Source organism: Pseudomonas hormoni, assembly GCF_018502625.1.
Lineage (GTDB): Bacteria > Pseudomonadota > Gammaproteobacteria > Pseudomonadales > Pseudomonadaceae > Aquipseudomonas > Aquipseudomonas hormoni.
Genome location: NZ_CP075566.1, coordinates 5,302,941 through 5,327,987 on the forward strand (window position 1 = coordinate 5,302,941; position 25,047 = coordinate 5,327,987).

General features: G+C 59.5%; 28 protein-coding genes and 1 pseudogene. 19 read left to right on the plus strand and 10 right to left on the minus strand.

Annotation, left to right across the window (positions count from 1 at the left end; genetic code table 11):
- The first annotated feature begins 126 nt into the window (after window positions 1-126).
- The 8 genes from gshB to KJF94_RS24700 all read left to right on the plus strand — a co-directional run bounded on the left by gshB (window position 127) and on the right by KJF94_RS24700 (window position 7,521).
- The gene (gshB, locus tag KJF94_RS24665) at window positions 127-1,080 is read left to right on the plus strand and encodes a glutathione synthase (protein WP_214379484.1); all 954 of its coding nucleotides are present in this window, start codon (window positions 127-129) and stop codon (window positions 1,078-1,080) included.
- 77 nt (window positions 1,081-1,157) lie between these two features.
- Window positions 1,158-2,057: an energy transducer TonB gene (locus tag KJF94_RS24670; protein WP_214379486.1), complete on the plus strand. Its 900-nt coding sequence runs from the start codon at window positions 1,158-1,160 to the stop codon at window positions 2,055-2,057.
- A 242-nt stretch (window positions 2,058-2,299) separates the two neighbouring features.
- Window positions 2,300-2,872 carry a YqgE/AlgH family protein gene (locus KJF94_RS24675; protein WP_084322404.1) on the plus strand — a complete coding sequence of 191 codons (573 nt, stop codon included), beginning with the start codon at window positions 2,300-2,302 and terminating at the stop codon, window positions 2,870-2,872.
- Window positions 2,872-3,309 (plus strand): Holliday junction resolvase RuvX, encoded by a 438-nt coding sequence (gene ruvX / locus KJF94_RS24680; protein WP_003195067.1) that lies wholly within the window; start codon window positions 2,872-2,874, stop codon window positions 3,307-3,309. Before KJF94_RS24675 ends, ruvX begins: the two co-directional genes overlap by 1 nt.
- Before the next feature lie 82 nt (window positions 3,310-3,391).
- Window positions 3,392-3,895 (plus strand): bifunctional pyr operon transcriptional regulator/uracil phosphoribosyltransferase PyrR, encoded by a 504-nt coding sequence (gene pyrR / locus KJF94_RS24685; RefSeq protein WP_008026190.1) that lies wholly within the window; start codon window positions 3,392-3,394, stop codon window positions 3,893-3,895.
- A gap of 27 nt (window positions 3,896-3,922) precedes the next feature.
- Window positions 3,923-4,927: an aspartate carbamoyltransferase catalytic subunit gene (locus KJF94_RS24690; RefSeq protein WP_007897943.1), complete on the plus strand. Its 1,005-nt coding sequence runs from the start codon at window positions 3,923-3,925 to the stop codon at window positions 4,925-4,927.
- Complete coding sequence (locus KJF94_RS24695; RefSeq protein ID WP_214379488.1) at window positions 4,924-6,195, plus strand: dihydroorotase; 1,272 nt, start codon at window positions 4,924-4,926, stop codon at window positions 6,193-6,195. The genes KJF94_RS24690 and KJF94_RS24695 overlap by 4 nt, the downstream gene beginning before the upstream one ends.
- 345 nt (window positions 6,196-6,540) lie before the next feature.
- Entirely contained in the window at window positions 6,541-7,521 is a 981-nt protein-coding gene (locus tag KJF94_RS24700; protein ID WP_214379490.1) for a lipid II-degrading bacteriocin, read from the plus strand.
- Window positions 7,522-8,117: 596 nt separating this feature from the next.
- Here KJF94_RS24700 and KJF94_RS24705 read toward each other — a convergent pair.
- Window positions 8,118-8,546, minus strand: a complete 429-nt coding sequence (locus KJF94_RS24705; protein ID WP_214379492.1) for an NINE protein — start codon at window positions 8,544-8,546, stop codon at window positions 8,118-8,120.
- 249 nt (window positions 8,547-8,795) lie between these two features.
- Here KJF94_RS24705 and KJF94_RS24710 point away from each other — a divergent pair, with 249 nt between their 5' ends.
- A complete protein-coding gene (locus tag KJF94_RS24710) occupies window positions 8,796-9,413 on the plus strand; it encodes a C40 family peptidase (RefSeq protein ID WP_214379494.1) in 618 nt (205 codons plus the stop codon).
- Window positions 9,414-9,553: 140 nt separating this feature from the next.
- Here the strand turns inward: KJF94_RS24710 and KJF94_RS24715 are convergent, their stop codons facing one another.
- The gene (locus tag KJF94_RS24715) at window positions 9,554-10,588 is read right to left on the minus strand and encodes a type IV pilus twitching motility protein PilT (protein ID WP_214379496.1); all 1,035 of its coding nucleotides are present in this window, start codon (window positions 10,586-10,588) and stop codon (window positions 9,554-9,556) included.
- Window positions 10,589-10,645: 57 nt separating this feature from the next.
- On the opposite strand from KJF94_RS24715, the gene KJF94_RS24720 reads away from it, so the two are divergent.
- From KJF94_RS24720 to KJF94_RS24760, 9 genes are all read left to right on the plus strand, one after another.
- The gene (locus KJF94_RS24720; protein WP_214379498.1) at window positions 10,646-11,332 is read left to right on the plus strand and encodes a YggS family pyridoxal phosphate-dependent enzyme; all 687 of its coding nucleotides are present in this window, start codon (window positions 10,646-10,648) and stop codon (window positions 11,330-11,332) included.
- 34 nt (window positions 11,333-11,366) lie between these two features.
- Window positions 11,367-12,185, plus strand: a complete 819-nt coding sequence (proC, locus tag KJF94_RS24725; protein ID WP_214379500.1) for a pyrroline-5-carboxylate reductase — start codon at window positions 11,367-11,369, stop codon at window positions 12,183-12,185.
- A gap of 24 nt (window positions 12,186-12,209) precedes the next feature.
- The gene (locus KJF94_RS24730; protein ID WP_214379502.1) at window positions 12,210-12,797 is read left to right on the plus strand and encodes a YggT family protein; all 588 of its coding nucleotides are present in this window, start codon (window positions 12,210-12,212) and stop codon (window positions 12,795-12,797) included.
- Window positions 12,798-12,982: 185 nt separating this feature from the next.
- Window positions 12,983-14,122 (plus strand): homoserine O-succinyltransferase MetX, encoded by a 1,140-nt coding sequence (metX, locus tag KJF94_RS24735; RefSeq protein ID WP_214379504.1) that lies wholly within the window; start codon window positions 12,983-12,985, stop codon window positions 14,120-14,122.
- A 7-nt stretch (window positions 14,123-14,129) separates the two neighbouring features.
- Window positions 14,130-14,750 (plus strand): methionine biosynthesis protein MetW, encoded by a 621-nt coding sequence (gene metW / locus KJF94_RS24740; RefSeq protein WP_214379506.1) that lies wholly within the window; start codon window positions 14,130-14,132, stop codon window positions 14,748-14,750.
- Between the two features lie 26 nt (window positions 14,751-14,776).
- Window positions 14,777-15,211, plus strand: a complete 435-nt coding sequence (locus KJF94_RS24745) for a DUF4426 domain-containing protein (protein ID WP_214379508.1) — start codon at window positions 14,777-14,779, stop codon at window positions 15,209-15,211.
- Window positions 15,208-15,804: an RdgB/HAM1 family non-canonical purine NTP pyrophosphatase gene (rdgB, locus tag KJF94_RS24750; protein ID WP_214379510.1), complete on the plus strand. Its 597-nt coding sequence runs from the start codon at window positions 15,208-15,210 to the stop codon at window positions 15,802-15,804. Before KJF94_RS24745 ends, rdgB begins: the two co-directional genes overlap by 4 nt.
- Window positions 15,801-17,006, plus strand: a complete 1,206-nt coding sequence (hemW, locus tag KJF94_RS24755; protein WP_250548193.1) for a radical SAM family heme chaperone HemW — start codon at window positions 15,801-15,803, stop codon at window positions 17,004-17,006. The genes rdgB and hemW overlap by 4 nt, the downstream gene beginning before the upstream one ends.
- A 22-nt stretch (window positions 17,007-17,028) precedes the next feature.
- On the plus strand, window positions 17,029-17,352 hold the full coding sequence (locus KJF94_RS24760) for a DUF3392 domain-containing protein (protein WP_157712796.1): 324 nt from the start codon (window positions 17,029-17,031) through the stop codon (window positions 17,350-17,352).
- Between the two features lie 69 nt (window positions 17,353-17,421).
- Here KJF94_RS24760 and trmB read toward each other — a convergent pair whose 3' ends face one another.
- The 4 genes from trmB to KJF94_RS24780 form a co-directional block, all read right to left on the minus strand.
- Window positions 17,422-18,147 (minus strand): tRNA (guanosine(46)-N7)-methyltransferase TrmB, encoded by a 726-nt coding sequence (gene trmB, locus KJF94_RS24765; protein ID WP_214379511.1) that lies wholly within the window; start codon window positions 18,145-18,147, stop codon window positions 17,422-17,424.
- Between the two features lie 9 nt (window positions 18,148-18,156).
- The gene (locus KJF94_RS24770; protein WP_008036703.1) at window positions 18,157-18,951 is read right to left on the minus strand and encodes a thiazole synthase; all 795 of its coding nucleotides are present in this window, start codon (window positions 18,949-18,951) and stop codon (window positions 18,157-18,159) included.
- A gap of 60 nt (window positions 18,952-19,011) precedes the next feature.
- On the minus strand, window positions 19,012-19,212 hold the full coding sequence (gene thiS / locus KJF94_RS24775) for a sulfur carrier protein ThiS (protein ID WP_167394879.1): 201 nt from the start codon (window positions 19,210-19,212) through the stop codon (window positions 19,012-19,014).
- A 181-nt stretch (window positions 19,213-19,393) separates the two neighbouring features.
- Window positions 19,394-19,765, minus strand: a complete 372-nt coding sequence (locus KJF94_RS24780; RefSeq protein WP_214379513.1) for a DUF423 domain-containing protein — start codon at window positions 19,763-19,765, stop codon at window positions 19,394-19,396.
- Between the two features lie 74 nt (window positions 19,766-19,839).
- Between KJF94_RS24780 and mtgA the strand changes: the two genes are divergently transcribed.
- Window positions 19,840-20,562 carry a monofunctional biosynthetic peptidoglycan transglycosylase gene (mtgA, locus tag KJF94_RS24785; protein ID WP_214379515.1) on the plus strand — a complete coding sequence of 241 codons (723 nt, stop codon included), beginning with the start codon at window positions 19,840-19,842 and terminating at the stop codon, window positions 20,560-20,562.
- 193 nt (window positions 20,563-20,755) lie between these two features.
- Here the strand turns inward: mtgA and rpoH are convergent, their stop codons facing one another.
- From rpoH to ftsY, 4 genes and pseudogenes are all read right to left on the minus strand, one after another.
- On the minus strand, window positions 20,756-21,610 hold the full coding sequence (rpoH, locus tag KJF94_RS24790) for an RNA polymerase sigma factor RpoH (RefSeq protein ID WP_007897890.1): 855 nt from the start codon (window positions 21,608-21,610) through the stop codon (window positions 20,756-20,758).
- A 112-nt stretch (window positions 21,611-21,722) separates the two neighbouring features.
- Window positions 21,723-22,744 (minus strand): annotated as a pseudogene (gene ftsX / locus KJF94_RS24795) (permease-like cell division protein FtsX).
- Window positions 22,741-23,412, minus strand: coding sequence for a cell division ATP-binding protein FtsE (gene ftsE / locus KJF94_RS24800; protein ID WP_008026149.1), 672 nt, complete (start codon window positions 23,410-23,412; stop codon window positions 22,741-22,743). Before ftsE ends, ftsX begins: the two are co-directional and overlap by 4 nt.
- Window positions 23,409-24,929: a signal recognition particle-docking protein FtsY gene (ftsY, locus tag KJF94_RS24805; protein WP_214379517.1), complete on the minus strand. Its 1,521-nt coding sequence runs from the start codon at window positions 24,927-24,929 to the stop codon at window positions 23,409-23,411. Before ftsY ends, ftsE begins: the two co-directional genes overlap by 4 nt.
- Window positions 24,930-25,047: the final 118 nt, after the last annotated feature.

Consider the following 25,047-nt stretch of genomic DNA (forward strand, 5'->3'; position numbering starts at 1 on the left):
GCTCGCGATGGTCGCCAACGGTGACGCGTCCTGGCGGGATAAACGCGGTGTTCTGAAGTCCATCGCAAGCAGGCTCGCTCCCACAGGGATCGACACAGGCCTCATCTACTTTCAGAGGAGTTACCCATGAGCGTTCGCGTCGGGATTGTCATGGACCCTATCGCCAGCATCTCCTATAAAAAGGATAGCTCGCTGGCCATGTTGCTGGCCGCACAGAAGCGCGGCTGGGAACTGTTCTATATGGAACAGGGCGATTTGTATCAGGCCGAAGGTGAAGCACGGGCGCGGATGCGGCCGCTGAAAGTCTTCGCCAACCCGGAAAAATGGTTTGAACTGGAAGCCGAGACCGACGCGCTGCTGAGCGATCTGGACGTGATCCTGATGCGCAAGGATCCGCCGTTCGACATGGAATTCGTCTACTCCACTTACCTGCTGGAGCAGGCCGAGCGCGCCGGCGTGCTGGTGGTCAACAAGCCGCAGAGCCTGCGTGACTGCAACGAGAAACTGTTCGCCACGCTGTTCCCGCAGTGCACGCCGCCGACCATCGTCAGCCGTCGCGCCGACGTGCTGCGTGAATTCGCTGCCAAGCACGGTGATGTGATCCTCAAGCCGCTGGACGGCATGGGCGGCACCTCGATCTTCCGTCATCGCGCGGGCGATCCGAACCTGTCGGTGATTCTGGAAACGCTGACCGCACTGGGCTCCCAGCAGATCATGGGCCAGGCCTACCTGCCGGCGATCAAGGACGGCGACAAACGCATCCTGATGATCGACGGCGAACCGGTGGATTACTGCCTGGCGCGCATTCCTGCCGCCGGCGAAACCCGTGGCAACCTCGCGGCCGGTGGTCGTGGCGAAGCCCGTCCGCTGACCGAGAAAGACCGCTGGATCGCCGCGCAAGTCGGCCCGACCCTGCGCGAGAAAGGCCTGCTGTTCGTAGGCCTGGACGTGATTGGCGAGCACCTGACGGAAATCAACGTCACCAGCCCGACCTGCATTCGCGAGATTGATAATGCGTTCGGCACAGACATCGGCGGGATGCTGATGGATGCCATCGATCAGAAGCTCAAGGCTCGTTGATATAGAACAGCCAAGACAGAACCAACATTGCGTTATCATGCGCGGCCTCTGAAAAACGCGATGTTGGTTTTCTTGTCATGACACTTCCGTCCGATCTGCCCGCAGAACTCGCCCACCGTGGCGTGCGCCCGGCCGATCGCCTCGGATTTACCCTGTTTCTCGCGGCGCTGATTCACTTGGCCTTGCTGTTGGGCGTCGGTTTCACGATGGTCGAACCCAAGCAAATCAGCAAAACCCTGGAAATCACCCTCGCCACCTTCAAAAGCGAAAAGAAGCCGACAAAGGCTGATTTCCTCGCCCAGGAAAATCAGGAAGGCAGCGGCACCCTGGATAAAAAGGCGATTCCCAAGACCACCGAGGTCGCGCCGTTCCAGGACAACAAGGTGCAGAAAGTCACGCCACCGCCGGCCGCCAAACCGGAAGTGCAGGAAGCGCCGCCCAAGGCCGCCGTGACCACCGTCGCACCGAAACCGAAAAAAGCCGCGGCCAAGACCGAAGAACCCAAGCCCGTGGCCAAACCTGCTGTCGCGGCGCCAACGTTCGACAGTGAACAGCTGTCCAGCGACATCGCCAGCCTGGAAGCGGAACTGGCCAACGAACAACAGTTGTACGCCAAGCGCCCGCGCATCCACCGCCTGAGCGCCGCCTCGACCATGAAAGACAAAGGCGCCTGGTACAAGGACGAATGGCGCAAGAAGGTCGAGCGCATCGGCAACCTCAATTACCCCGACGAAGCGCGGCGCAAACAGATCTACGGCAATTTGCGGTTGATGGTCTCGATCAACCGCGACGGTTCTCTGTATGAAGTGCTGGTGCTGGAATCGTCCGGGCAACCGCTGCTGGATCAGGCGGCACAGCGGATCGTAAGGCTGGCGGCGCCGTTCTCACCGTTTACCGGGGACTTGTCGGATATTGATCGGCTGGAAATCATTCGTACGTGGAAGTTTGCCCGTGGGGATCGGTTGTCCAGTAATTGATTGGAGATTTTCTGCCAAGTGTTAACCCTGTGGCGAGGGAGCTTGCTCCCGCTGGGCAGCGAAGCGGCCCCAAAACCTGCAGGCCTTGTGTTTCCTGACACACCGCAACAATCAGATCACGACTGCTGCGCAGCCGAACGGGAGCAAGCTCCCTCGCCACAGGGTTCTGCGGTGGCTTCATTCACCATTTCCTACGCATCCCCAGCTTGTCAGTTCGCCCCTCCAACGCCACACTAGCGCTCATGAAGAACGTCAGCCCCAGCTACCTCAAGCATCACTTCCTGATCGCCATGCCTCACATGGCCGACCCGAACTTTGCGCACACCTTGACCTACATCGTCGAGCACACGGCCAATGGTGCCATGGGGCTGGTGGTCAACCGTCCGCAAGACCTGAACCTGGCCGATATCCTCGAGCAATTGCGCCCCGATATCGAACCGCCGCTGCTCTGCCAGCATGTGCCCATTTTCATCGGTGGCCCGGTGCAGACTGATCGCGGTTTTGTCCTGCACCCGTCGGGCAAGAAGTTTCAGGCGACCGTTGATCTGGAAGGCGACCTGTCCCTGTCCACGTCCCAGGATGTGCTGTTCGCCATCGCCGATGGCGTCGGCCCGGCCAAGAGTGTGATCACCCTGGGTTATGCCGGCTGGGAAGCCGGGCAGCTTGAGGCCGAACTGGCGCAGAACGCCTGGCTCACCTGCCCGTTCGACGCCGACATCCTGTTCAACACCAGCAGCGAACTGCGCCTCGAGGCGGCAGCCAAGCACCTCGGCGTCAACCTCAGCCTGCTCACCAGCCAGGCGGGGCACGCCTGATGGCCCTGCGCCTGATCCTGGGGTTCGACTACGGCACCAAACAGATCGGCGTGGCGGTCGGCCAGGTGATTACTGGGCAGGCCCGCGAGCTGTGCACCTTGAAGGCGCAAAACGGTGTGCCCGACTGGAATCAGGTCGAAGCCCTCATTAAAGAGTGGAAACCCGACGCTGTCGTCGTCGGCCTGCCGCTGAATATGGACGGCACGCCGAGCGACATGTGCCTGCGGGCCGAAAAGTTCGCCCGCCGCCTGAACGGCCGCTACAACCTGCCCTTCTATACCCACGATGAACGCCTGACCACGTTTGAAGCCAAGGGCGAACGGCGTGATCGCGGCGGGCAAAAAGGCAGTTACCGCGACAACCCGGTCGACGCCATCGCCGCCGCCCTGCTGCTGCAAGGCTGGCTCGACGAAAACACCGCACTGTTCGAATCCTGAAGAGCCGTAACAAGCGACTCTCTATAGCGACAACCCGAGCCACCTCCAGCACCACCCGGCTCGGGACCAAGAAGGAGCAACCATGAGCCTGCCCAATCCCGCCGAACTGATCAGCCAGATGGCGATCCGTCTCAAGGCACATCTGGAACACCGTGGCATCAGCGAACCGCGTTACATCGGCATTCGTACCGGTGGCGTCTGGGTCGCCCAGGCGTTGCTCGAGGAACTGGGTAGCGATGCGCCGCTCGGCACGCTGGACGTGTCCTTCTACCGCGACGATTTCAGCCAGAACGGTCTGCACCCGCAAGTGCGCCCTTCGGCGCTGCCGTTCGAGATCGAAGGCCAGGACCTGGTGCTGATCGACGACGTGCTGATGAGCGGCCGCACCATCCGCGCCGCGATGAACGAACTCTTCGACTACGGCCGCCCGGCCAGCGTGACGCTGGTGTGCCTGCTGGACCTGGACGCCGGCGAACTGCCGATCCGCCCGAATGTGGTTGGCGCGACCCTGTCGCTGGCGGCCCACGAACGCGTGAAACTGTCCGGCCCGGAACTCAAGCTCGAACTGCAAGACCTCGCCCTTTAATTCGCCCTATTGAGAGTCCCCCTCGCGATGACGCCTCTAGAAACCAAGCGCCCGCTGCAGCTCAATGATCAGGGCCAGCTGCGCCACTTCCTCTCGCTCGACGGTTTGCGCCGCGAGCTGCTGACGGAAATACTCGACACCGCCGACTCGTTCCTCGAAGTCGGCGCCCGGGCGGTGAAGAAAGTCCCGTTGCTGCGCGGCAAGACCGTGTGCAACGTGTTCTTCGAGAACTCCACCCGCACCCGCACCACCTTCGAACTGGCGGCCCAGCGGCTGTCGGCGGACGTGATCACGTTGAACGTGTCCACCTCGTCGGCGAGCAAGGGCGAAACCCTGCTCGACACCCTGCGCAACCTGGAAGCCATGGCCGCCGACATGTTCGTCGTGCGTCACGGTGATTCCGGCGCCGCGCACTTCATCGCCGAACACGTGTGCCCGCAAGTGGCGATCATCAACGGCGGCGACGGCCGTCACGCCCACCCGACCCAAGGCATGCTCGACATGCTGACGATCCGCCGGCACAAGGGCGGTTTCGAAAACCTTTCGGTAGCCATCGTCGGCGACATCCTGCATTCGCGGGTCGCGCGCTCGAACATGCTGGCGCTGAAAACCCTCGGTTGCCCGGACATTCGCGTCATCGCGCCGAAAACCCTGCTGCCGATCGGCATCGAGCAATACGGCGTGAAGGTCTACACCGACATGACCGAGGGCCTGAAGGACGTCGACGTGGTGATCATGCTGCGCCTGCAACGTGAACGCATGACCGGCGGCCTGCTGCCGAGCGAAGGCGAGTTCTACCGCCTGTTCGGCCTGACCACCGCGCGCCTGGCCGGCGCCAAACCGGATTGCATTGTCATGCACCCGGGCCCGATCAACCGCGGCGTGGAAATTGAGTCGGCGGTGGCCGACGGCCCGCACTCGGTGATTCTCAACCAGGTGACCTACGGCATCGCCATACGTATGGCCGTGTTGTCCATGGCCATGAGCGGGCAGACTGCCCAGCGCCAATTCGAGCAGGAGAACGCCCAGTGAAGCTCAGCATTCTCGGCGCCCGCGTGATCGATCCAGTCAGCGGGCTGGATCAAGTGACTGATATCCACATCGAAGCCTGCAAGATCGTCGCCATTGGCGCCGCACCCGCCGGTTTCGTCGCCGTCGACACCCTCGACGCCCAAGGCCTGGTGGCCGCCCCTGGCCTGGTTGACCTGAACGTCGCCCTGCGCGAGCCGGGTTACAGCCGCAAAGGCTCGATCGTCAGCGAAACCCGCGCTGCCGCGGCCGGTGGTGTGACCAGCCTGTGCTGCCCGCCGAAAACCAAACCGGTGCTGGACACCTCGGCCGTGGCCGAACTGATCCTCGACCGTGCCCGCGAGGCCGGCAACACCAAAGTCTTCCCGATCGGCGCGCTGAGCAAAGGTCTGGACGGTGAGCAACTGGCAGAGCTCGTTGCCTTGCGCGACGCCGGTTGCGTGGCCTTCGGCAACGGCCTGGAAAGCTTCCGCAACACTCGCACGCTATGCCGTGCGCTGGAGTACGCGGCGACCTTCGACCTGACGGTGATTTTCAACTCCCAGGACCATGATCTGGCCGAAGGTGGCTTGGCGCATGAAGGCCCAACCGCCAGTTTCTTGGGTTTGCCGGGCATTCCGGAGACCGCCGAAACCGTGGCATTGGCCCGGGATCTGCTGCTGGTCGAGCAAAGTGGCGTGCGCGCGCACTTCAGCCAGCTGACCAGCGCTCGCGGCGTGGCCCTGATCGCTCAGGCTCAGGCCCGTGGGCTACCGGTGACGGCTGATGTCGCGTTGTACCAGTTGATCCTGACCGATGAAGCGCTGATCGATTTCAGCAGCCTCTATCACGTCCAGCCGCCGCTGCGCACCCGCGCCGACCGCGATGGCTTGCGTGAGGCAGTGAAGTCGGGGGTGGTCTCGGCCATTTCCAGCCATCACCAGCCACACGAGCGGGATGCCAAACTGGCGCCATTCGGTGCAACTGAGCCGGGGATCAGCAGTGTCGAACTGCTGCTGCCGTTGGCGATGACGCTGGTGGAGGATGGCTTGCTGGATCTGCCGACGTTGTTGGCGCGCCTGAGTGCCGGGCCTGCCGAAGCCTTGCGCCTGCCAGCGGGGAAACTGGCGGTGGGTGGGGCTGCGGACATCGTGCTGTTCGACCCGACGGCTTCGACCGTGGCCGGTGAAACCTGGCTGTCCAAGGGTGAGAACTGCCCGTTCATTGGGCATACCCTGCCGGGTGTGGTGCGTTACACCCTGGTGGATGGGCGGATCAGCCACCAGGCGTAAACCTCGTGGCGAGGGGGCCGTAACTGCCTCCTCGTCGCGATCTACGACGCTACACGCCTCCCCCAGACATTCAATATCTTCATTTCGAGCAGTGTGAACGAGCACTGAGCAAATATTCCAAATCGCCTGCTTGTCAGAAAACTCCGTAAAAATTGTAAGCCAATACCATTTCCCAAAAAGATGAGACGCGAAATTCAAATAAAGTCTTAATCTCCCTTCATAACAATCCGAATTAGCCTACAGCGTTATGAGACGCGAATACGCGAATCATCACTTAATATCAATCGAGCAAGGAGAAACTAATACATATCTCTGCGCCTCCTGCGCAGGGACAAGGAGCAACATATGAAAAATGGACTTACATTACCTCCAATCGTCACCACAGGGACATTTGGAGGCTTTACAATTAATACCGGGTTCAGATGGGGAACTTACGCTACAGCTGATTGGCAAGGCGCTGGAGAGGCTATTATCACCACCGACGGTATGATGTATTCACTACCGTTAGCCGAAGGCCCCGTCATTTCCTCCGCTGACATGGATATGTTTCACGACTGGTTGGAAATGAAAAGTGGACTCAAGGCATTTACCTACGAACTAAAAATGGCAGAAAGATCAATCAACAATAATGACGCGCTTGGCGCCATTAGGGATCTTTGGAAAATAACCGAAAGCGACAATTACCTTTTAAACAAATCACCAATCGTTACACATGCGTACTTTAAAAATAAACTCGTCAACTTTAGCCTCGCCGATGCTCTCGCAGCACAACAAAATGCAAGCAACACAGAAGCATTAAATCGAGCCTCGGCGAATGGCTACAGCACGAGATATGAAAAAATAACACCTGAGCTTTCAGGAGGAACTTTTTCACCAGTAAAGGCATTCACTCATTACCTTTGGGGGAATGGAGAGAAACTCAGCGTAAATATAAACAATATAGGGCTGGATATTCAAGCTCAGCATATCCCGTTGTTGATAAGCACAATAGCCAGCACACGCGAGGCTGGAATCTATCACCTATCAGACCCTAAAGTTGCCTATAACACATTCGATGCCAGTGCGATAACAGGAGCGTATCTAGGTAGAATCACTTTAAAGATTGAGGGAGATTTTACTAGAAATGAAAATAACACTTGGGAGTTCGATGGGATAGTGAAAGCATATACGGATACTTTCGATTTTGACGCTAGCAACAGGGCTCCAGTATTGGAAATACTGACCACTGCAGGTAGATTATTTTCGGGGAGGCCTTATGAAATCGACATTACAGGCGAACATATAATAAAGCTGTACGGAGAAGGCTTCCAACCTAATCCGCTTTAAATGTACTGACATCTTGATTGGATGCGGGCTGGGCATCCAATCAACTAATTAGGCGTTATTAAAAATCATGAATTACATATATCCGCTACTTGTTTTGATAACCTCTACTACCGCAACAACCATCATAATTAAAAATCAAATAACAGGGGCATACAACATCAACCAAGACTCAATTGCCATCCCTATAGCTTTCATAGCAGCTATCTTTTTATCGCTTACTATAACCCACCTGCTACAGTTGATTTGCAATGCAAGAGAATCAGACCCTCGATGCAGCAGGCTATTGCTGGCTATGATATCGGCGCTCTTAACAATAACATCTATCGCCATCCTCGCTGGAAGCTCGCTCTTTTGGTATACCCCGGACCACTTTTTTATTTCAATGCTTTATAGTTTAACCGCAACGGTTTATATCTATAATCGACTACGACTATCAACCAAATAATTGAACCGAAAAAAACCATGGATGAATTAATCACAAAGCTTAAGACGAGTCGCTGCATCGCGAGCAAGCTTGTCCTACAGGGCTTGTAGTGCTCACAAATCCGTGACAATACACCGATCTTGTAGGAGCCGGCTTGCTAGCGATGCTTTTACTAGAACGTGCCTTTGTTCTGTGCGTTACGCACAGAAACCTGATCATTCAGCGTCCAGAAGTCATACAAAACCCCCAGAAAGAACAACCCGCCCGTCACCAGGTACAGCAACCCGCTGATCCACTTCCCCTGATACATCCGGTGTACGCCGAACACCCCCAGAAACGTCAGCAGAATCCACGCAACGTTGTATTCGATCGGCCCGGCGGTGAAACGCAGGTCCGCTTCCCGGTCCATCGCCGGAATCAGGAAGAGGTCGATCAGCCAGCCAATGCCCAGCAAACCGAAGGTGAAAAACCAGATCGTCCCGGTCACCGGCTTGCCGTAATAGAAGCGGTGCGCCCCGGTAAAACCGAGAATCCACAGCAGATAACCGATCACTTTGCTGTGGGTGTCCTGATGCGGAACGGGGTGTTGATAGGTGTTCATGGATGACCTCAATTCACACGATAGATAAATATTCTTTAAATCTTTGTGACTTTTTTACGAGTAGCCGACGTATGGCAGGTGCTACCTTGTCTGCCGTCAAACCCTTGTAACAACTGAGTTCTGTCCGACAATTGCGTCCATTTAACGCTTATTTGGTTCCGTTGCCTCCCGTTTGAATCGACCAACGGCCTCGGAAGGCTCAAAAAAGCTGTTATAAAGTTGCGCGCTAACCTATATGAGCCTTGCCTAATGCGTCCATTTTTCAAGACATGGCTAACCATTTGCCTTTTGATGCCACTGGCCGCCCACGCCACCAATCGTGAGCAACGTCTTCCTAACGTTAATGGTTACACCCCCAAATCCCATGTTTCTGCTCCTTCGAGCAAAAACAAACAAGCCGTAAAACGCGCCCCGCAGCTGGCCAGCAAAAGCAGCCTTGTTCCGCCGATGGCGAGCAAGGAAAGCAGCAACGTGCTGAGCCGCGCCGTGAACGTCCTCGGTACACCTTACCGTTGGGGCGGCAGCAGCCCAAGCAAAGGGTTCGATTGCAGCGGCCTGGTGAAATACGCGTTCAACGACGCCACGTTCGACCTGCCGCGCACTTCGAATGCCATGGCCAGCGGTCATGGCGAGAAAGTCGATCGCAAGGATCTGAAGCCGGGCGACCTGATTTTCTTCAACATCAAGAGCCGCCGGGTCAATCACGTTGCCATCTACCTGGGCAACGACCGCTTCATCCACGCACCACGCCGTGGCAAGTCGGTGACCATCGACACCTTGAAGAAACCGTACTGGGAAAGCCACTACGTGGTTGCCAAGCGGGTTCTGCCGAAAGAGAAGAACACCTTGCAGGTCGTTCAGCGCTGATTTGCTGACACATTCCTGAAGGCAGGCATTTGTGGCGAGGAGCTTGCTCCCGCTGGAGTGCGCAGCGCTCCCAGTTTTTTAGGGCCGCTTCGCAGCCCAGCGGGAGCAAGCTCCCTCGCCACAGTCCAGCATTCCAACCCTCAGAAGTTATCCGGCGACCGCGCCTTCTCCCGCGCATGCTCGCGACTGATCAAGCCTTTGGTCACCAGATCCTTCAAGCACATATCCAGCGTCTGCATCCCCAGATTCCCCCCGGTCTGAATCGACGAGTACATCTGTGCGACCTTGTCTTCGCGGATCAGGTTACGGATCGCCGATGTCCCCAGCATGATCTCGTGCGCCGCGATGCGCCCACCGCCGATCTTCTTCACCAGCGTCTGCGACACCACCGCCAGCAATGATTCGGACAGCATCGAACGCACCATCGACTTCTCGTCCCCCGGGAACACATCCACCACCCGGTCGATGGTTTTCGCCGCCGACGTGGTGTGCAGCGTGCCGAACACCAGGTGACCGGTCTCGGCAGCGGTCAGCGCCAGACGAATGGTCTCCAGATCCCGCATTTCCCCCACCAGAATCACATCCGGGTCTTCCCGCAGGGCCGAACGCAAGGCGGTGGCGAAACTGCGGGTATCGCGATGGACTTCGCGCTGATTGATCAGGCATTTGCGTGATTCGTGGACGAATTCGATCGGGTCTTCGATGGTCAGAATGTGGTGATGGCGATTGCTGTTCAGGTGATCGATCATCGCTGCCAGGGTGGTGGACTTGCCGGAACCGGTCGGGCCAGTCACCAGCACCAGGCCACGGGGTGCTTCGGTAATCTTGCGAAACACTTCCCCCATGCCCAGGTCGTCCATGCTCAGGACCTTGGACGGAATGGTCCGGAATACGGCGCCAGCACCACGGTTCTGGTTGAAGGCGTTGACCCGAAAACGCGCCACGCCGGGGACTTCGAAGGAAAAGTCGGTTTCCAGATGCTTCTCGAAGTCCACCCGCTGGAGGTCATTCATGATGTCGTAGATCAGCTCATGCACCTCCTTGTGGTCCAGAGCCGGCAGGTTGATGCGCCGCACATCGCCGTCGACGCGAATCATCGGTGGCAGGCCTGCCGACAGGTGCAAGTCGGACGCTCCTTGTTTGGCGCTGAACGCCAGCAGTTCAGTGATATCCATAGCACTCCTCAATTCCAGTAGAATGCCGCCAACCTCAGACCCGCTGGCGCCTCTTGAATGTCCACGATAGCAGACAACATTGCCCTGGTTAGTTCACGCATCCGGGCTGCCGCCCTTGCCGCCCACCGCAACGAGCACAGCGTCCAGCTATTGGCCGTGAGCAAGACCAAGCCCGCTGACGCCGTACGTGAAGCCCACGCCGCCGGCCTGCGCGACTTTGGCGAGAACTACCTGCAGGAAGCCCTGGGCAAACAACTCGAATTGGCCGACCTGCCCTTGATCTGGCACTTCATCGGCCCCATTCAATCGAACAAGACTCGCGCTATCGCCGAGCATTTCGACTGGGTGCATTCCGTGGATCGTTTGAAAATCGCACAACGCCTGTCCGAACAACGTCCCGCCGATCTGCCGCCACTGAACATCTGCATCCAGGTCAACGTCAGCGGTGAAGCCAGCAAATCCGGCTGCACCCCGGCCGATCTGCCCGCCCTGGCCCACGCCATCAACGAGCTGCCGCGCCTCAAGCTGCGCGGGTTGATGGCGATTCCCGAGCCGACTGAAGATCGCGCCGCTCAGGACGCTGCTTTTGCTGCCGTGCAAAGCCTGCAAGCCAGCCTGAACCTGCCGCTCGACACACTTTCCATGGGCATGAGCCACGACCTCGAGTCGGCCATCGCCATGGGCGCCACTTGGGTCCGCATCGGTACGGCCCTGTTTGGCGCCCGCGACTACGGTCAACCATGAACATGGCTGACTCCTCTCTTTATAAGGACCTGACATGAGCAAGACTCGTATTGCCTTTATCGGTGCCGGCAACATGGCCGCCAGCCTGATCGGCGGCCTGCGCGCCAAAGGTCTGGACGCCGCGCAGATCCGCGCCAGCGATCCGGGCGCTGAAACCCGCGCCAAAGTGAACGCCGAACACGGCATCGACGTATTCGCCGACAACGCCGAGGCCATTCAAGGCGCGGACGTGGTTGTGCTGGCGGTCAAACCCCAGGCGATGAAAGCCGTTTGCGAAGCGATTCGCCCAAGTTTGAAACCGAATCAATTGGTGGTGTCGATCGCCGCCGGCATCACCTGCGCAAGCATGAACAACTGGCTCGGCGCGCAACCGATCGTGCGCTGCATGCCCAACACTCCGGCGCTGCTGCGTCAGGGCGTGAGCGGTTTGTTCGCCACTGCCGAAGTGACCGCAGAGCAACGCCAGCAGGCGCAAGAGCTGCTGTCGGCCGTCGGCATCGCCTTGTGGTTGAACGAAGAACAGCAACTGGACGCCGTCACCGCCGTGTCCGGCTCGGGCCCTGCGTACTTCTTCCTGCTGATCGAAGCCATGACCGCCGCTGGCGTGAAGCTTGGTCTGCCGGCGGACATCGCCGCGCAACTGACCCTGCAAACCGCGCTGGGTGCCGCGCACATGGCGGTTGCCAGCGATGTCGACGCCGCTGAACTGCGCCGCCGCGTGACTTCGCCTGCGGGCACTACAGAAGCTGCAATCAAATCGTTCCAGGCTGATGGCTTCGAAGCCCTGGTAGAAAAAGCACTGGGTGCCGCTGCGCACCGCTCGGCCGAGATGGCTGAGCAACTTGGCCGCTAATCAGCTCTTACAAAGGAATCAATAATGCTCGGACTCAATGACGCTGCCATTTTCATCATCAAAACCCTGGGCAGCCTGTACCTGCTGATCGTGCTGTTGCGCTTCATCCTGCAACTGGTCCGGGCGAACTTCTACAACCCGCTCTGCCAGTTCATCGTCAAGGCCACCCAGCCGCTGCTCAAGCCGCTGCGCCGCGTCATCCCGAGCATGTTCGGGCTGGACATGTCGTCGCTGGTGCTGGCGCTGATCGTGCAGATGCTGCTGATCGCGGTCATCGTGTCGCTCAAAGGCTTCATGGTCGACTGGGTGCTGCTGGTGCCTTGGTCGCTGATTGCGCTGTTCTCGCTGTTTTTGAACATCCTGTTCTACGCGATGATCATCAGCGTGATTCTGTCCTGGGTAGCCCCGGGGAGTCACAATCCGGGCGCCGAGCTGGTCGCGCAGATTACCGAACCGGTACTGGCCCCGTTCCGCCGGATCATTCCGAACCTGGGCGGCCTCGACATCTCGCCGATCTTCGCGTTTATCGTGATCCAGTTGCTGCAAAGCTGGCTGATTCCGCGCCTGGCGTACTTTGCCCTGATGCCGCAGGGGCTGCTCGGCCTGATCTGATACCGCGTCATCGTTCTTCGCGGGCAAGCCACGCCCCCACAGGATCTACGAAATCCCTGTAGGAGCGAGGCTTGCCCGCGAATGCCGCACCTCGGTCCAACTGAATAAAATCAGCTCGGGCCTTTGCTTGCCGCTAACCCCACCGGTCTTTAGACTTACGCCTCATTTCAACGAGAGCAGGGTCGATGCCAACTGCCTTTCCCCCCGATTCTGTTGGTCTGGTGACGCCGCAAGTGGCGCACTTCAGCGAACCCCTGGCCCTGGCCTGCGGCCGTTCGCTTCCGGCGTATGACCTGATCTACGAAACCTACGGCACGCTGAACGCCACGGCGAGCAACGCCGTGCTGATCTGCCACGCCTTGTCCGGGCACCATCACGCTGCCGGTTTCCACAGCCCAGACGACCGCAAGCCCGGTTGGTGGGACAGCTGCATCGGCCCCGGCAAACCGATCGACACCAACAAGTTCTTCGTGGTCAGCCTGAACAACCTCGGCGGTTGCAACGGCTCCACCGGCCCGAGCAGCGTCAACCCGGAAACCGGCAAGCCGTTCGGTGCCGATTTCCCGGTGCTGACCGTGGAAGACTGGGTGCACAGCCAGGCACGTCTGGCCGACCGGATCGGCATCAGCCAATGGGCCGCCGTGATTGGCGGCAGCCTCGGCGGCATGCAGGCGATGCAGTGGAGCATCACTTACCCCGATCGCATTCGTCACTGCCTTGCCATCGCCTCGGCACCGAAGCTGTCGGCGCAGAACATCGCGTTCAACGAAGTGGCACGCCAGGCGATCCTCACCGACCCCGAGTTCCACGGCGGTTCGTTCCAGGAAGCGGGCGTGATCCCCAAGCGCGGCTTGATGTTGGCGCGGATGGTCGGGCACATCACCTACCTGTCCGACGATTCCATGGGCGAGAAATTCGGCCGTGGCCTCAAGAGTGAGAAGCTCAACTACGACTTCCACAGCGTCGAGTTCCAGGTCGAAAGCTACCTGCGTTATCAGGGCGAAGAGTTCTCCGGGCGTTTCGACGCCAACACCTACTTGCTGATGACCAAGGCGCTGGACTACTTCGACCCGGCGGCGAACTTCGACGATGACCTGGCGAAAACCTTCGCCGGCGCCTCGGCCAAGTTCTGCGTGATGTCCTTCACCACCGACTGGCGCTTCTCCCCTGCCCGCTCGCGGGAACTGGTGGACGCATTGATGGCGGCCAAGAAAGACGTCTGCTACCTCGAGATCGATGCTCCGCAAGGCCACGACGCCTTCCTGATTCCGATCCCGCGCTACCTGCAGGCGTTCAGCAATTACATGAACCGCATTACGTTGTGAGAAAGCCATGAGAGCTGATCTGGAAATCATCCAGGAATGGATCCCCGCCGGCAGCCGCGTGCTCGACCTCGGTTGCGGCGACGGCGAGCTGCTGACGTGGCTGCGGGACAACAAGCAAGTGACCGGTTACGGCCTGGAAAACGACGCGGACAACATCGCCGAGTGCGTGGCCAAGGGCATCAACGTCATCGAACAGGACCTGGACAAGGGCCTGGGCAACTTCGCCAGCAACAGCTTCGACATCGTGGTCATGACCCAGGCGCTGCAAGCCGTGCACTACCCGGACAAGATCCTCGACGAAATGCTGCGCGTCGGTCGCCAGTGCATCATCACCTTCCCCAACTTCGGTCACTGGCGCTGCCGCTGGTACCTGGCGAGCAAGGGCCGGATGCCGGTGTCCGAGTTTCTGCCGTACACCTGGTACAACACGCCGAACATCCACTTCTGCACCTTTGAAGACTTTGAAGCGTTATGTCGCGAACGTGAAGCCAAGGTCATTGATCGGCTTGCCGTGGATCAACAGCATCGGCACGGGTGGGCCAGTAAGCTATGGCCTAATCTGTTAGGTGAGATCGGTATCTACCGCGTCAGCAGCCCCGGGCTGCAGGACCACAAGGTCGCGGTCTGAACCACGACATTACAAGGAGAACGATCATGGGTCGTCTAGCGCTGTTTTTACTCACTGCCTGCCTGAGCGTCACCGCCATGGCTGCCGATGCCATCAAAGGTGACCGTCAGGAAAAATTCGGCGATGTGACGGTGCATTACAACACCTTCAACTCCACCTTCCTGACGCCCGACATCGCCAAGGCCGCGGAACTTACCCGCAGCAAGAATCAAGGCGTGATCAACGTTTCGGTACTCAAGGATGGCAAGCCGCAGATGGCTCAAGTGAGCGGCTCGGTCAAAGACCTGACCAGCCAGACCGTGCCACTGAAATTCAAACAGATCACCGAACAAGGCGCGATCTACTACATCGCGCAATATCCGGTGGATCAGCAGGAAGTCCGCACCTTCGACATCAAGGTGCAGACCGGTGACAAAATCAACACCATCAATTTCAACCAAGAGCTCTTCCCTGGCCAATGATCAACTTCACGCAACTCGTACTGGCCAGCCACAACGCCGGCAAACTCAAGGAACTCCAGGCCATGCTCGGCGGCTCGGTGCAACTGCGCTCGATCGGCGAGTTCAGCAGCGTCGAGCCTGAAGAAACCGGCCTGTCGTTCGTCGAGAACGCCATCCTCAAGGCCCGCAATGCCGCGCGCATTTCCGGTCTGCCGGCACTGGCCGACGACTCGGGGCTGGCAGTGGATTTCCTCGGTGGTGCGCCGGGGATCTACTCGGCCCGTTATGCCGATGGCCAGGGCGATGCGGCGAACAACGCCAAACTGCTCGACGCCTTGAAAGATGTGCCGGAAGCCGAGCGCGGTGCGCAGTTCGTCTGTGTGCTGGCGCTGGTGCGTCACGCCGACGATCCATTGCCAATCCTCTGCGAAGGTCTGTGGCATGGCCGCATCCTGACCAAGGCCAGTGGTGAACACGGGTTTGGCTACGACCCGCTGTTCTGGGTGCCGTCGCGCGATTGCTCCAGCGCCGAGCTAAGCCCCAGCGAAAAGAACCTCATCAGCCACCGCGCCCGTGCAATGGATCTGCTGCGCCAGCGTCTAGGCCTGATATGACCCATGAATCATCCGCGTCACCGCTGATCTACGGCGGTGCCGCACAATCGCCTCGGGCCGCGCTGCCAACGCTGCCGCCCCTGGCGCTGTACATCCACATCCCGTGGTGTGTGCGCAAATGCCCTTATTGCGACTTCAACTCCCACACTGCCAGCCCGGTGCTGCCGGAGCAGGAGTACGTCGACGCCTTGCTGGCCGATCTCGATCAGGACCTGCACGCGGTCTACGGTCGCGAGTTGAGCTCGATCTTCTTTGGTGGCGGCACGCCGAGCCTGTTCAGCGCCGAAGCCTTGGGCCGCTTGCTAAAGGGCGTCGAGCAGCGCATTCCGTTTGCCAGTGACATCGAAATCACCCTGGAGGCCAATCCGGGGACGTTCGAGCAAGAGAAGTTCGTCGCCTACCGCGCATTGGGCATCAATCGGCTGTCGATCGGCATCCAGAGCTTTCAGGAAGAGAAACTCAAGGCGCTGGGGCGGATTCACAACGGTGACGAAGCGGTACGTGCCGCCGGCATGGCCCGTGAGGCCGGGTTCGATAACTTCAACATGGACCTGATGCACGGCTTGCCCGATCAGTCGCTTGACGATGCCCTGAGCGATTTGCGCCAGGCCATCGCCCTCAAACCGACCCACTTATCCTGGTATCAACTGACGCTGGAGCCGAACACGGTGTTCTGGAACCAGCCGCCGACGCTGCCGGAAGACGACATGCTGTGGGACATTCAGGAGGCTGGTCAGGCGCTGTTGGCCGAGCACGGTTACGCGCAATACGAAGTCTCTGCCTATGCCCAACCCGGTCGCCCGGCGCGGCACAACCTCAACTACTGGAGTTTTGGCGACTTCATCGGCATCGGCGCCGGCGCTCACGGCAAGCTCAGTCACCCGGACGGCCGCATCGTGCGCACCTGGAAGACGCGCCTGCCGAAGGACTACCTGAACCCTGCGAAAAGCTTCAAGGCTGGCGAGAAGGCACTGACCAATGATGAACTGCCGTTCGAGTTCCTGATGAACGCCTTGCGCCTGACCGAGGGCGTGGAATCGCGGCTGTACCCGGAGCGTACCGGGCTGAGTCTGGAAAGCCTTGCCGAACGCCGCCTCGAGGCCGAACAAAGCGGCCTGTTGCAGGTCGAACCGTCACGCCTGGCGGCCACCGAGCGCGGGCAACTGTTCCTCAACGACTTGCTGCAAAAATTTCTGAGCTGATTTCAGCCTTAAGGGAAAACGAATGGATTTGATACTCGACCTGCTCGCCACCGTCTCCCGCTGGAGCCGCAGCAACCTGTCGGAAATCTCGCTGGCGCTGGTGGGCTGTTTGCTGGTGCTGTTCGGCGCGGACATCAAAGGCTGGGTCGACCAACGCCTGGGCAGCATCGCCGGCGCCTTGCGCGTCCCGCTGATGGCCCTGCTGTGCATGGTCGGCAGCGGCCTCGCGCTGATCTACGCCACGCCGTGGATCATCAAAGGCCTGAGCCAGTTCAACAACTACAGCCTGGCGCCGGTGTTGTTGGTGGTGTTGGTGCTCATCGGCGTCGTCGCCGACCGCCGCTGACCTTTGGCTACACCCAAAACAACTGTGGGAGCGAGCAGGCTCGCTCCCACAGTTTGTATTGCGCAGGGTTTAGGGCTGTTTCTCGAACTTCAGGTCCCACACGCCATGCCCAAGACGTTCGCCACGGCGTTCGAACTTGGTAATCGGGCGTTCAGCCGGGCGCGGAACGCACTTGCCGTCTTCAGCCAGGTTGCGATAACCCGGCGCAACGTTCATCACTTCCAGCATGTACTCGGCGTACGGTTCCCAGTCGGTGGCCATGTGCAGAATACCGCCGACCTTCAACTTGCTGCGCACCAGTTCAGCGAACGACGCCTGAACGATACGGCGCTTGTGGTGACGGCTCTTGTGCCACGGGTCCGGGAAAAACAGCATCAGGCGATCGAGGCTGTTGTCGGCGATGCAACGGTTGAGCACTTCGATCGCGTCGCAATCGTAGACGCGCAGGTTGGTCAGGCCCTGAGTCAGTACGCCATTGAGCAGCGCGCCGACACCCGGCCGGTGCACTTCCACGCCAATGAAATCCTGTTCCGGCGAGGCCGCGGCCATTTCCAGCAGCGAATGGCCCATGCCGAAACCGATTTCCAGCGAGCGCGGCGCCGAGCGACCGAACACCTGGTCGTAATCCACCGGCGCGTCAGCCAATGGCAGCACAAACAGCGGCGTGCCTTGATCCAGGCCTTTTTGCTGGCCTTCGGTCATGCGCCCGGCGCGCATCACGAAACTCTTGATGCGGCGATGTTGGCGCTCGTCGCCTTCTTCCGTCTGGATTGGCGTGTCGTTTGATTCAGTCATCAATGGCTCTTACTTGATCAGACCATCCAGCGGCGAGGAGGCGCTGGCATAGAGTTTTTTCGGCATGCGGCCGGCGAGGTAGGCCAGGCGGCCCGCGACGATGGCGTGTTTCATGGCTTCGGCCATCATGATCGGTTGCTGGGCATGGGCGATGGCCGAGTTCATCAGCACCGCTTCACAACCCAGTTCCATGGCGATGGTGGCGTCGGAAGCCGTACCGACACCGGCATCCACCAACACCGGAATCTTGGCTTCTTCGAGGATGATCTGCAGGTTGTACGGGTTGCAGATCCCCAGGCCCGTGCCGATCAGACCGGCCAGCGGCATGACCGCGATGCAGCCGATTTCCGCCAGTTGACGGGCAATGATCGGGTCATCGCTGGTGTAGACCATCACGTCGAAGCCTTCCTTGACCAGCACTTCGGCGGCCTTGAGGGTTTCGATGACGTTGGGGAACAGGGTTTTCTGGTCCGCCAGCACTTCCAGCTTCACCAGGTTGTGGCCGCCGAGCAGCTCACGGGCCAGGCGGCAGGTGCGCACAGCCTCGGTAGCGTCGAAGCAGCCGGCGGTGTTCGGCAGGAAGGTATAGCGATCCGGCGACAGGACTTCGAGCAGGTTCGGTTCGCCCGGGGTCTGGCCGAGGTTGGTCCGGCGCACGGCGAAGGTGACGATCTCGGCACCCGAGGCCTCGATGGCCAGGCGGGTTTCTTCCATGTCGCGGTACTTGCCGGTGCCTACCAGCAAACGCGACTGGTAAGTACGACCGGCCAGGACGAAAGGCTTGTCGCTACGAACGATGCTCATGGGAAATCCTCTGTAGGGGTGAGGTTCTTGCAGAATTCTGTGCCCTTGCGGGCCGGGCGGCTAGCCGCCGCCGATGGCGTGCACGACTTCGACGTTGTCGCCGTCGTTCAGCGTGGTGTCGGCATGCTGGCTGCGCGGGACGATATCCAGATTGAGTTCAACCGCCACCCGGCGTCCGGTCAGATCCAGACGGGTCAGCAGGGCCGCAACGGTTTCACCGTCGGGCAGTTCAAGGGATTCGCCGTTCAACTGAATGCGCATGCAAGAAGCCGCCATCATTTTTAGGGGCAGGCATTCTAGCCCGATCAGTCTTGGCGACCCAAGCCATTCGTCTTGAAACACGATCCTTGTAGGAGCGAGGCTTGCCCGCGAAGGCGTAGTGTCAGTTGATGAGATGCCGCCTGACACAACGCCTTCGCGGGCAAGCCTCGCTCCTACAAGGTCATGTCAGTCGCCAGGCGGCGAGACCGAGGCAGAACCAGCCAACCAGGAATGCCAGGCCGCCGAAGGGTGTGATGATCCCGAGCTTGCTGACGCCGGTCAGGGTCAACACGTACAGACTGCCGGAAAACAGCACGATGCCGATGGCAAACGAGGCGCCGGCCCAAGTGATCAGCCGACCCGGAATCTGTGTGGCCAGCAGCGCCAGACCCAGCAATGCCAAGGTGTGCACCAATTGGTAGGTGACGCCGGTGTGGAAGATCGCCAGGTATTCAGGCGTCAGACGGTTTTTCAGGCCATGGGCGGCGAACGCGCCAAGGGCAACGCCGGTGAAGCCGAAGAAAGCGGCCAGCATCAGAAAGCCACGCAGCATGAAGAACTCCAGTCAGACTCGATCAACAGGGTCTGTATAATGGCCCGCTCAACGGGTTCGGCCAAGCCATCTCTATGCTGCGTTTATTTTTGCGACGATTCACGAAAGCCCTGCTCTGGTTCGCGGGTGGCAGCGTATTGCTGGTGCTGATTTTTCGCGTGGTACCGCCACCGGGCACGGCGCTGATGGTCGAGCGCAAGATCGAATCCTGGTTCGACGGCGAGCCGATTGACCTGCAACGCACCTGGAAACCCTGGGATGAAATTTCTGACGACCTTAAAGTCGCAGTGATTGCCGGCGAAGATCAGAAATTCCCGGAGCATTGGGGTTTTGACCTGGGCGCGATCCGGGCCGCACTGGCCCACAACGAGCTGGGCGGCTCGGTGCGCGGCGCCAGTACATTGAGCCAGCAAGTCTCGAAAAACCTGTTTCTGTGGTCTGGGCGCAGCTGGTTGCGCAAAGGGCTGGAAGCCTGGTTTACCGGGTTGATCGAGGTGCTCTGGCCCAAGCAGCGGATTCTTGAGGTTTACTTGAACAGCGTCGAGTGGGATGACGGCGTGTTTGGAGCGGAAGCGGCGGCCAGGCATCACTTTGGGGTTGGCGCTCGTTCTTTGTCGCGCCAGCAAGCGAGTTTGCTCGCTGCCGTTCTACCCAATCCACGAGTGTGGAGTGCAAGTCATCCGACCAACTATGTCGCTCGGCGGGCAGGCTGGATTCGGCAGCAGATGAGCCAGTTGGGGGGCGACAGCTATCTGGTTGGCCTCAACGATTCACGCCGGGCACCTTGGGCTCAATGACTCAACACCGCCCCCTGTAGGAGCGAGGCTTGCCCGCGAAGGCGATGTATCAGCCACCATCTTCATCGGCTGACACACCGCCTTCGCGGGCAAGCCTCGCTCCTACAGGGGGTCGATGTGATGCGGGAATAGTTCGCACAAACAAAAACGCCCCGATCAATGATCGGGGCGTTTTTTATTGCCTTCGTGCAGGTTAAGCGGCGATCGACAACTTGAGCTTGTTCATCGCGCTCTTTTCAAGCTGACGAATACGCTCGGCCGACACGTTGTACTTCTGCGCCAGGTCGTGCAGCGTGGCTTTCTCTTCAGCCAACCAGCGCTGATAGAGGATGTCGCGGCTGCGGTCGTCCAGCACTTCCAGCGCTTCGTGCAGGTTGTGATTGGAGTTGTCGCTCCAGTCGGCATCTTCCAGTTGACGGGCCGGGTCATACCGGTGGTCTTCCAGATAGTTGGCCGGCGACTGGAAAGCACTGTCATCGTCCGCTTCTGCGGCCGGGTCGAAAGCCATGTCATGGCCGGTCAGGCGACTTTCCATTTCGCGCACTTCCCGCGGCTCTACGCCGAGGCTTTCCGCCACACGGTGGACTTCCTCGTTATTCAGCCACGCCAGACGCTTCTTCTGGCTGCGCAGGTTGAAGAACAGCTTGCGCTGGGCCTTGGTGGTCGCGACTTTCACGATGCGCCAGTTGCGCAGGATGAACTCGTGGATTTCCGCCTTGATCCAGTGCACGGCGAACGAAACCAGACGCACACCCATTTCCGGGTTGAAGCGCTTCACGGCCTTCATCAGGCCGACGTTGCCTTCCTGGATCAGGTCAGCCTGAGCCAGACCGTAGCCGGAATAGCTACGGGCGATATGTACGACAAAACGCAGGTGGGCGAGCACCATCTGCCGAGCCGCCCCCAAATCCTGCTCATAATAGAGACTCTCGGCCAGTTCACGCTCCTGCTCCGGCGTCAGCAAAGGAATGCTGTTCACGGTGTGCACATAGGCCTCCAGGTTCGCACCCGGGACCAGAGCATATGCAGGTTGCAAAGAATTGGTCATACGAAAAAACCTCCCACTTACAAACTCGTGCAGTTCAGCACTGCGAAAATTGACCGGAAACCGAAAGACAAGTTCCCAAAAACGCTGAAAGGTCAATACGAGCAAAATGATACTACTTAGGCGCAAGCTCCCTCAGGTGGCGTGCGACTGCAATCCATGCACCGATATACCCCAACAGCACCGCGCCAAGCAAGAGAGACAGACCGTCGGCAGCCGGCACTCCGGCCAGCGCAAAATCACTGCCGTACAAACCGGCCAGCCCCACTACCGCGTCGTTCAGCCAGTTCAGGCCGAACGCCAATACGCCCCAGGAAAGTATCCCCGCACCGAAGCCATACAGCGCGCCCATATACAGAAAGGGCCTGCGCACATAGCTGTCAGTGCCGCCCACGAGTTTAATCACTTCTATCTCTGTGCGGCGGTTTTCAATATGAAGACGAATGGTATTGCCTATCACCAAAAGTAATGCAGAAACCAGAAGCACGGTCAGACCGAAGACAAACCGGTCGCCCAGCTTGAGGATGGCGGCCAGACGCTCGACCCAGACTAGATCAAGTTGTGCCTGTTGTACCTTCGGCAGCTCGGAAAGTTTTTGTCGTAATGCTTCAAGTGCGGGCTTGTCGACTTCATTCGGCGTCACCAACACCACGCCTGGCAGCGGGTTTTCCGGCAACTCCTTCAGCGCCTCACCCAAACCGGACTGCTGCTGAAACTCTTCCAGCGCCTGATCGCGGCCGACATATTCAGCATCGGCGACGCCCGGAATGCCTTTGATCTGGTCACGCAGCGACTCGCCTTCAGCCGGACTGGCCTCGAGTTGCAGGTACAGGGAGATCTGCGCCGCACGCTGCCAGGAACCGCCGAGACGCTCGACGTTACTTAGCAAAAGTGACAGGCCCATCGGCAAACTCAGGGCCACCGCCATCACCATGCAGGTGAAGAAACTGCCGATGGGATGCTTGCCCAGACGACGCAAACTGTCCAGCAGGCTGGCGCGATGGCTTTCGACCCAGGCACAAAACAGCGTGGCGAAGTCCGGACCGTCGTCATCGTCGCGTTTTTCTTCTGCGGTTGCGGATCGGCGGCTTTCGGTGCCACGCGCTCGGAAACCTTGGGGCTGCGTGTCGCACTCATTCGCCTGCCTCCCCGTCGCCGATCAGTCGGCCGCGTTGCAGGGTCAGCATGCGATGACGCATGCGCGCGATCAGCGCCAGGTCGTGACTGGCGATCAGCACGCTGGTGCCCAAGCGGTTGATGTCCTCGAACACGCCCATGATCTCGGCCGCCAGACGCGGGTCGAGGTTACCGGTCGGCTCATCCGCCAGCAGCAATGCCGGGCGGTGAACGATGGCGCGGGCGATGCCGACGCGCTGTTGCTGGCCGGTGGACAGGTCGCCGGGGTACAGATCAGTTTTATCCGACAGCGCCACGCGTTCCAATGCCGAATCCACACGCTTGGCGATTTCGGCCTTGGACAAACCAAGAATCTGCAACGGCAGCGCGACGTTGTTGAACACGGTGCGGTCGAACAGCAACTGATGATTCTGGAACACCACGCCAATCTGCCGACGCAGATAAGGGATCTGCGCATTGCTGATGGTGCCGAGGTCCTGGCCAGCCAGCAGCAATTTTCCGGTGGTCGGACGCTCCATTGCCAGCAGCAGCCGCAATAAAGTGCTTTTACCGGCGCCGGAGTGGCCGGTCACAAACAAGAACTCGCCCCGACGGACTCTAAAGCTCAGCTCATGCAAGCCGACGTGACCGTTCGGGTAGCGTTTACCGACCTGTTCGAAACGAATCATGAACGCTCCCGCTCGGCAAACAGTGCCTGGACAAAGGGTTCTGCTTCAAAAGTACGCAAGTCATCGATGCCTTCACCGACGCCGATGTAGCGAATCGGCAGGCCAAACTGCTTGGCCAGGGCGAAAATCACCCCGCCCTTGGCGGTGCCATCGAGCTTGGTCAGCGCCAGGCCCGTCAGTTCAACGGTCTGGTTGAATTGCTTGGCCTGGTTGATCGCGTTCTGACCGGTGCCGGCATCGAGCACCAGCAGCACTTCGTGCGGTGCATCGGCGTCGAGCTTGCTGATCACCCGGCGAACCTTCTTCAACTCTTCCATCAGGTTGTCTTTGGTGTGCAGACGACCGGCAGTGTCGGCGATCAACACGTCGATGCCGCGGGCCTTGGCGGCCTGCACCGCATCAAAGATCACCGAAGCCGAGTCGGCGCCAGTGTGCTGGGCGATCACCGGAATCTTGTTGCGCTCGCCCCAGACCTGCAATTGCTCGACCGCCGCGGCACGGAAGGTATCGCCCGCCGCGAGCATGACTTTTTTGCCTTCGAGTTGCAGTTTCTTCGCCAGTTTGCCGATGGTGGTGGTCTTGCCGGCGCCGTTGACGCCGACGACCAGAATCACGAACGGCTTGTTCTGCGAGGTGATTTTCAGTGGCTGCTCGACCGGTTTGAGCATCGCCGCTAGTTCACCTTGCAGGGATTTGTACAGCGCATCGGCGTCGGCCAGCTCTTTACGCGCAACCTTTTGGGTCAGGCGCTGGATGATCACCGAAGTCGCTTCGACGCCAACGTCGGCCGTCAGCAAACGGGTTTCGATGTCTTCAAGCAGCTCGTCATCAATGATCTTCTTGCCGAGGAACAGGCTGGCCATGCCTTCGCCGATGCTGGCGCTGGTCTTGGACAGGCCTTGCTTGAGGCGGGCGAAGAAACCGGCCTTGGTTTCTTCGGTACGCGCAGGCTCGGCGGGTGTTTCGACCGGCACGACGGGCGCGGCGGCAACGGGAGCGACGACCGGCGCAGGCTCTGGCGCTTGAACAACAGAAGCGGCCGGAGCGACGAATGCAGGAATCACAGGCTCTGGAACAACCGGCGCAGGCTCGGCCACAACAACCGGTTCAACAATCGGCTCAACAACCGGTTCCGCCACCGATGCCTGAATCGGCTCAGGCGCGAACGCAGTCGGCGCTGGAATCGGCGGCGTAATGTGCGGCGCCAATTCGTCTTCGACCAAAGCCACCGGCTCTTCCGCCACCGGCAATGTCAGCCACGGCTCGGCGGCTGGTGTCAGCGGCTGTTCGGCCACGACTTCGGTTTGCGCCTCAACCACCGGTTGCAGCACCGGCTCGGTGATCGGCAGGACAACCGGCGCCGGCGATTCATCTATTACCGGTGCAGGGGGTAGCTCAGGAATGGGCTGTGGCTGTTCGACGACGGTTTCCTGCGGCTTTTTGCGCAGCCATCCGAACAGGCTTTTCTTCTCGCCAGCCGCAGCTGGGGCTTTCTTGTCGTCGTTGGAACCAAACATGGAGGACGGCTATCTCACGGTAGCGACGCGCCTAAGGGCGCCCCGGCAAATAAATATTCGATGCAGAACAGACTGCGATTGACCCAGCTTGTTCACGCGCAACATTTTGTAGAGGTGC

Coding starts and splice junctions, on each gene's coding strand:
- KJF94_RS24715 (WP_214379496.1), bottom strand. CDS start 10,588: ATGGATATCACTGAACTGCTGGCGTTCAGCGCCAAACAAGGAGCGTCC.
- KJF94_RS24745 (WP_214379508.1), top strand. CDS start 14,777: ATGGGTCGTCTAGCGCTGTTTTTACTCACTGCCTGCCTGAGCGTCACC.
- KJF94_RS24730 (WP_214379502.1), top strand. CDS start 12,210: ATGCTCGGACTCAATGACGCTGCCATTTTCATCATCAAAACCCTGGGC.
- KJF94_RS24670 (WP_214379486.1), top strand. CDS start 1,158: ATGACACTTCCGTCCGATCTGCCCGCAGAACTCGCCCACCGTGGCGTG.
- KJF94_RS24760 (WP_157712796.1), top strand. CDS start 17,029: ATGGATTTGATACTCGACCTGCTCGCCACCGTCTCCCGCTGGAGCCGC.
- KJF94_RS24690 (WP_007897943.1), top strand. CDS start 3,923: ATGACGCCTCTAGAAACCAAGCGCCCGCTGCAGCTCAATGATCAGGGC.
- hemW (WP_250548193.1), top strand. CDS start 15,801: ATGACCCATGAATCATCCGCGTCACCGCTGATCTACGGCGGTGCCGCA.
- KJF94_RS24700 (WP_214379490.1), top strand. CDS start 6,541: ATGAAAAATGGACTTACATTACCTCCAATCGTCACCACAGGGACATTT.
- rdgB (WP_214379510.1), top strand. CDS start 15,208: ATGATCAACTTCACGCAACTCGTACTGGCCAGCCACAACGCCGGCAAA.
- KJF94_RS24710 (WP_214379494.1), top strand. CDS start 8,796: ATGCGTCCATTTTTCAAGACATGGCTAACCATTTGCCTTTTGATGCCA.
- thiS (WP_167394879.1), bottom strand. CDS start 19,212: ATGCGCATTCAGTTGAACGGCGAATCCCTTGAACTGCCCGACGGTGAA.
- trmB (WP_214379511.1), bottom strand. CDS start 18,147: ATGACTGAATCAAACGACACGCCAATCCAGACGGAAGAAGGCGACGAG.
- ftsE (WP_008026149.1), bottom strand. CDS start 23,412: ATGATTCGTTTCGAACAGGTCGGTAAACGCTACCCGAACGGTCACGTC.
- metW (WP_214379506.1), top strand. CDS start 14,130: ATGAGAGCTGATCTGGAAATCATCCAGGAATGGATCCCCGCCGGCAGC.
- pyrR (WP_008026190.1), top strand. CDS start 3,392: ATGAGCCTGCCCAATCCCGCCGAACTGATCAGCCAGATGGCGATCCGT.
- gshB (WP_214379484.1), top strand. CDS start 127: ATGAGCGTTCGCGTCGGGATTGTCATGGACCCTATCGCCAGCATCTCC.
- KJF94_RS24780 (WP_214379513.1), bottom strand. CDS start 19,765: ATGCTGCGTGGCTTTCTGATGCTGGCCGCTTTCTTCGGCTTCACCGGC.
- ftsY (WP_214379517.1), bottom strand. CDS start 24,929: ATGTTTGGTTCCAACGACGACAAGAAAGCCCCAGCTGCGGCTGGCGAG.
- KJF94_RS24720 (WP_214379498.1), top strand. CDS start 10,646: ATGTCCACGATAGCAGACAACATTGCCCTGGTTAGTTCACGCATCCGG.
- rpoH (WP_007897890.1), bottom strand. CDS start 21,610: ATGACCAATTCTTTGCAACCTGCATATGCTCTGGTCCCGGGTGCGAAC.
- proC (WP_214379500.1), top strand. CDS start 11,367: ATGAGCAAGACTCGTATTGCCTTTATCGGTGCCGGCAACATGGCCGCC.
- KJF94_RS24675 (WP_084322404.1), top strand. CDS start 2,300: ATGAAGAACGTCAGCCCCAGCTACCTCAAGCATCACTTCCTGATCGCC.
- KJF94_RS24705 (WP_214379492.1), bottom strand. CDS start 8,546: ATGAACACCTATCAACACCCCGTTCCGCATCAGGACACCCACAGCAAA.
- KJF94_RS24770 (WP_008036703.1), bottom strand. CDS start 18,951: ATGAGCATCGTTCGTAGCGACAAGCCTTTCGTCCTGGCCGGTCGTACT.
- ruvX (WP_003195067.1), top strand. CDS start 2,872: ATGGCCCTGCGCCTGATCCTGGGGTTCGACTACGGCACCAAACAGATC.
- metX (WP_214379504.1), top strand. CDS start 12,983: ATGCCAACTGCCTTTCCCCCCGATTCTGTTGGTCTGGTGACGCCGCAA.
- mtgA (WP_214379515.1), top strand. CDS start 19,840: ATGCTGCGTTTATTTTTGCGACGATTCACGAAAGCCCTGCTCTGGTTC.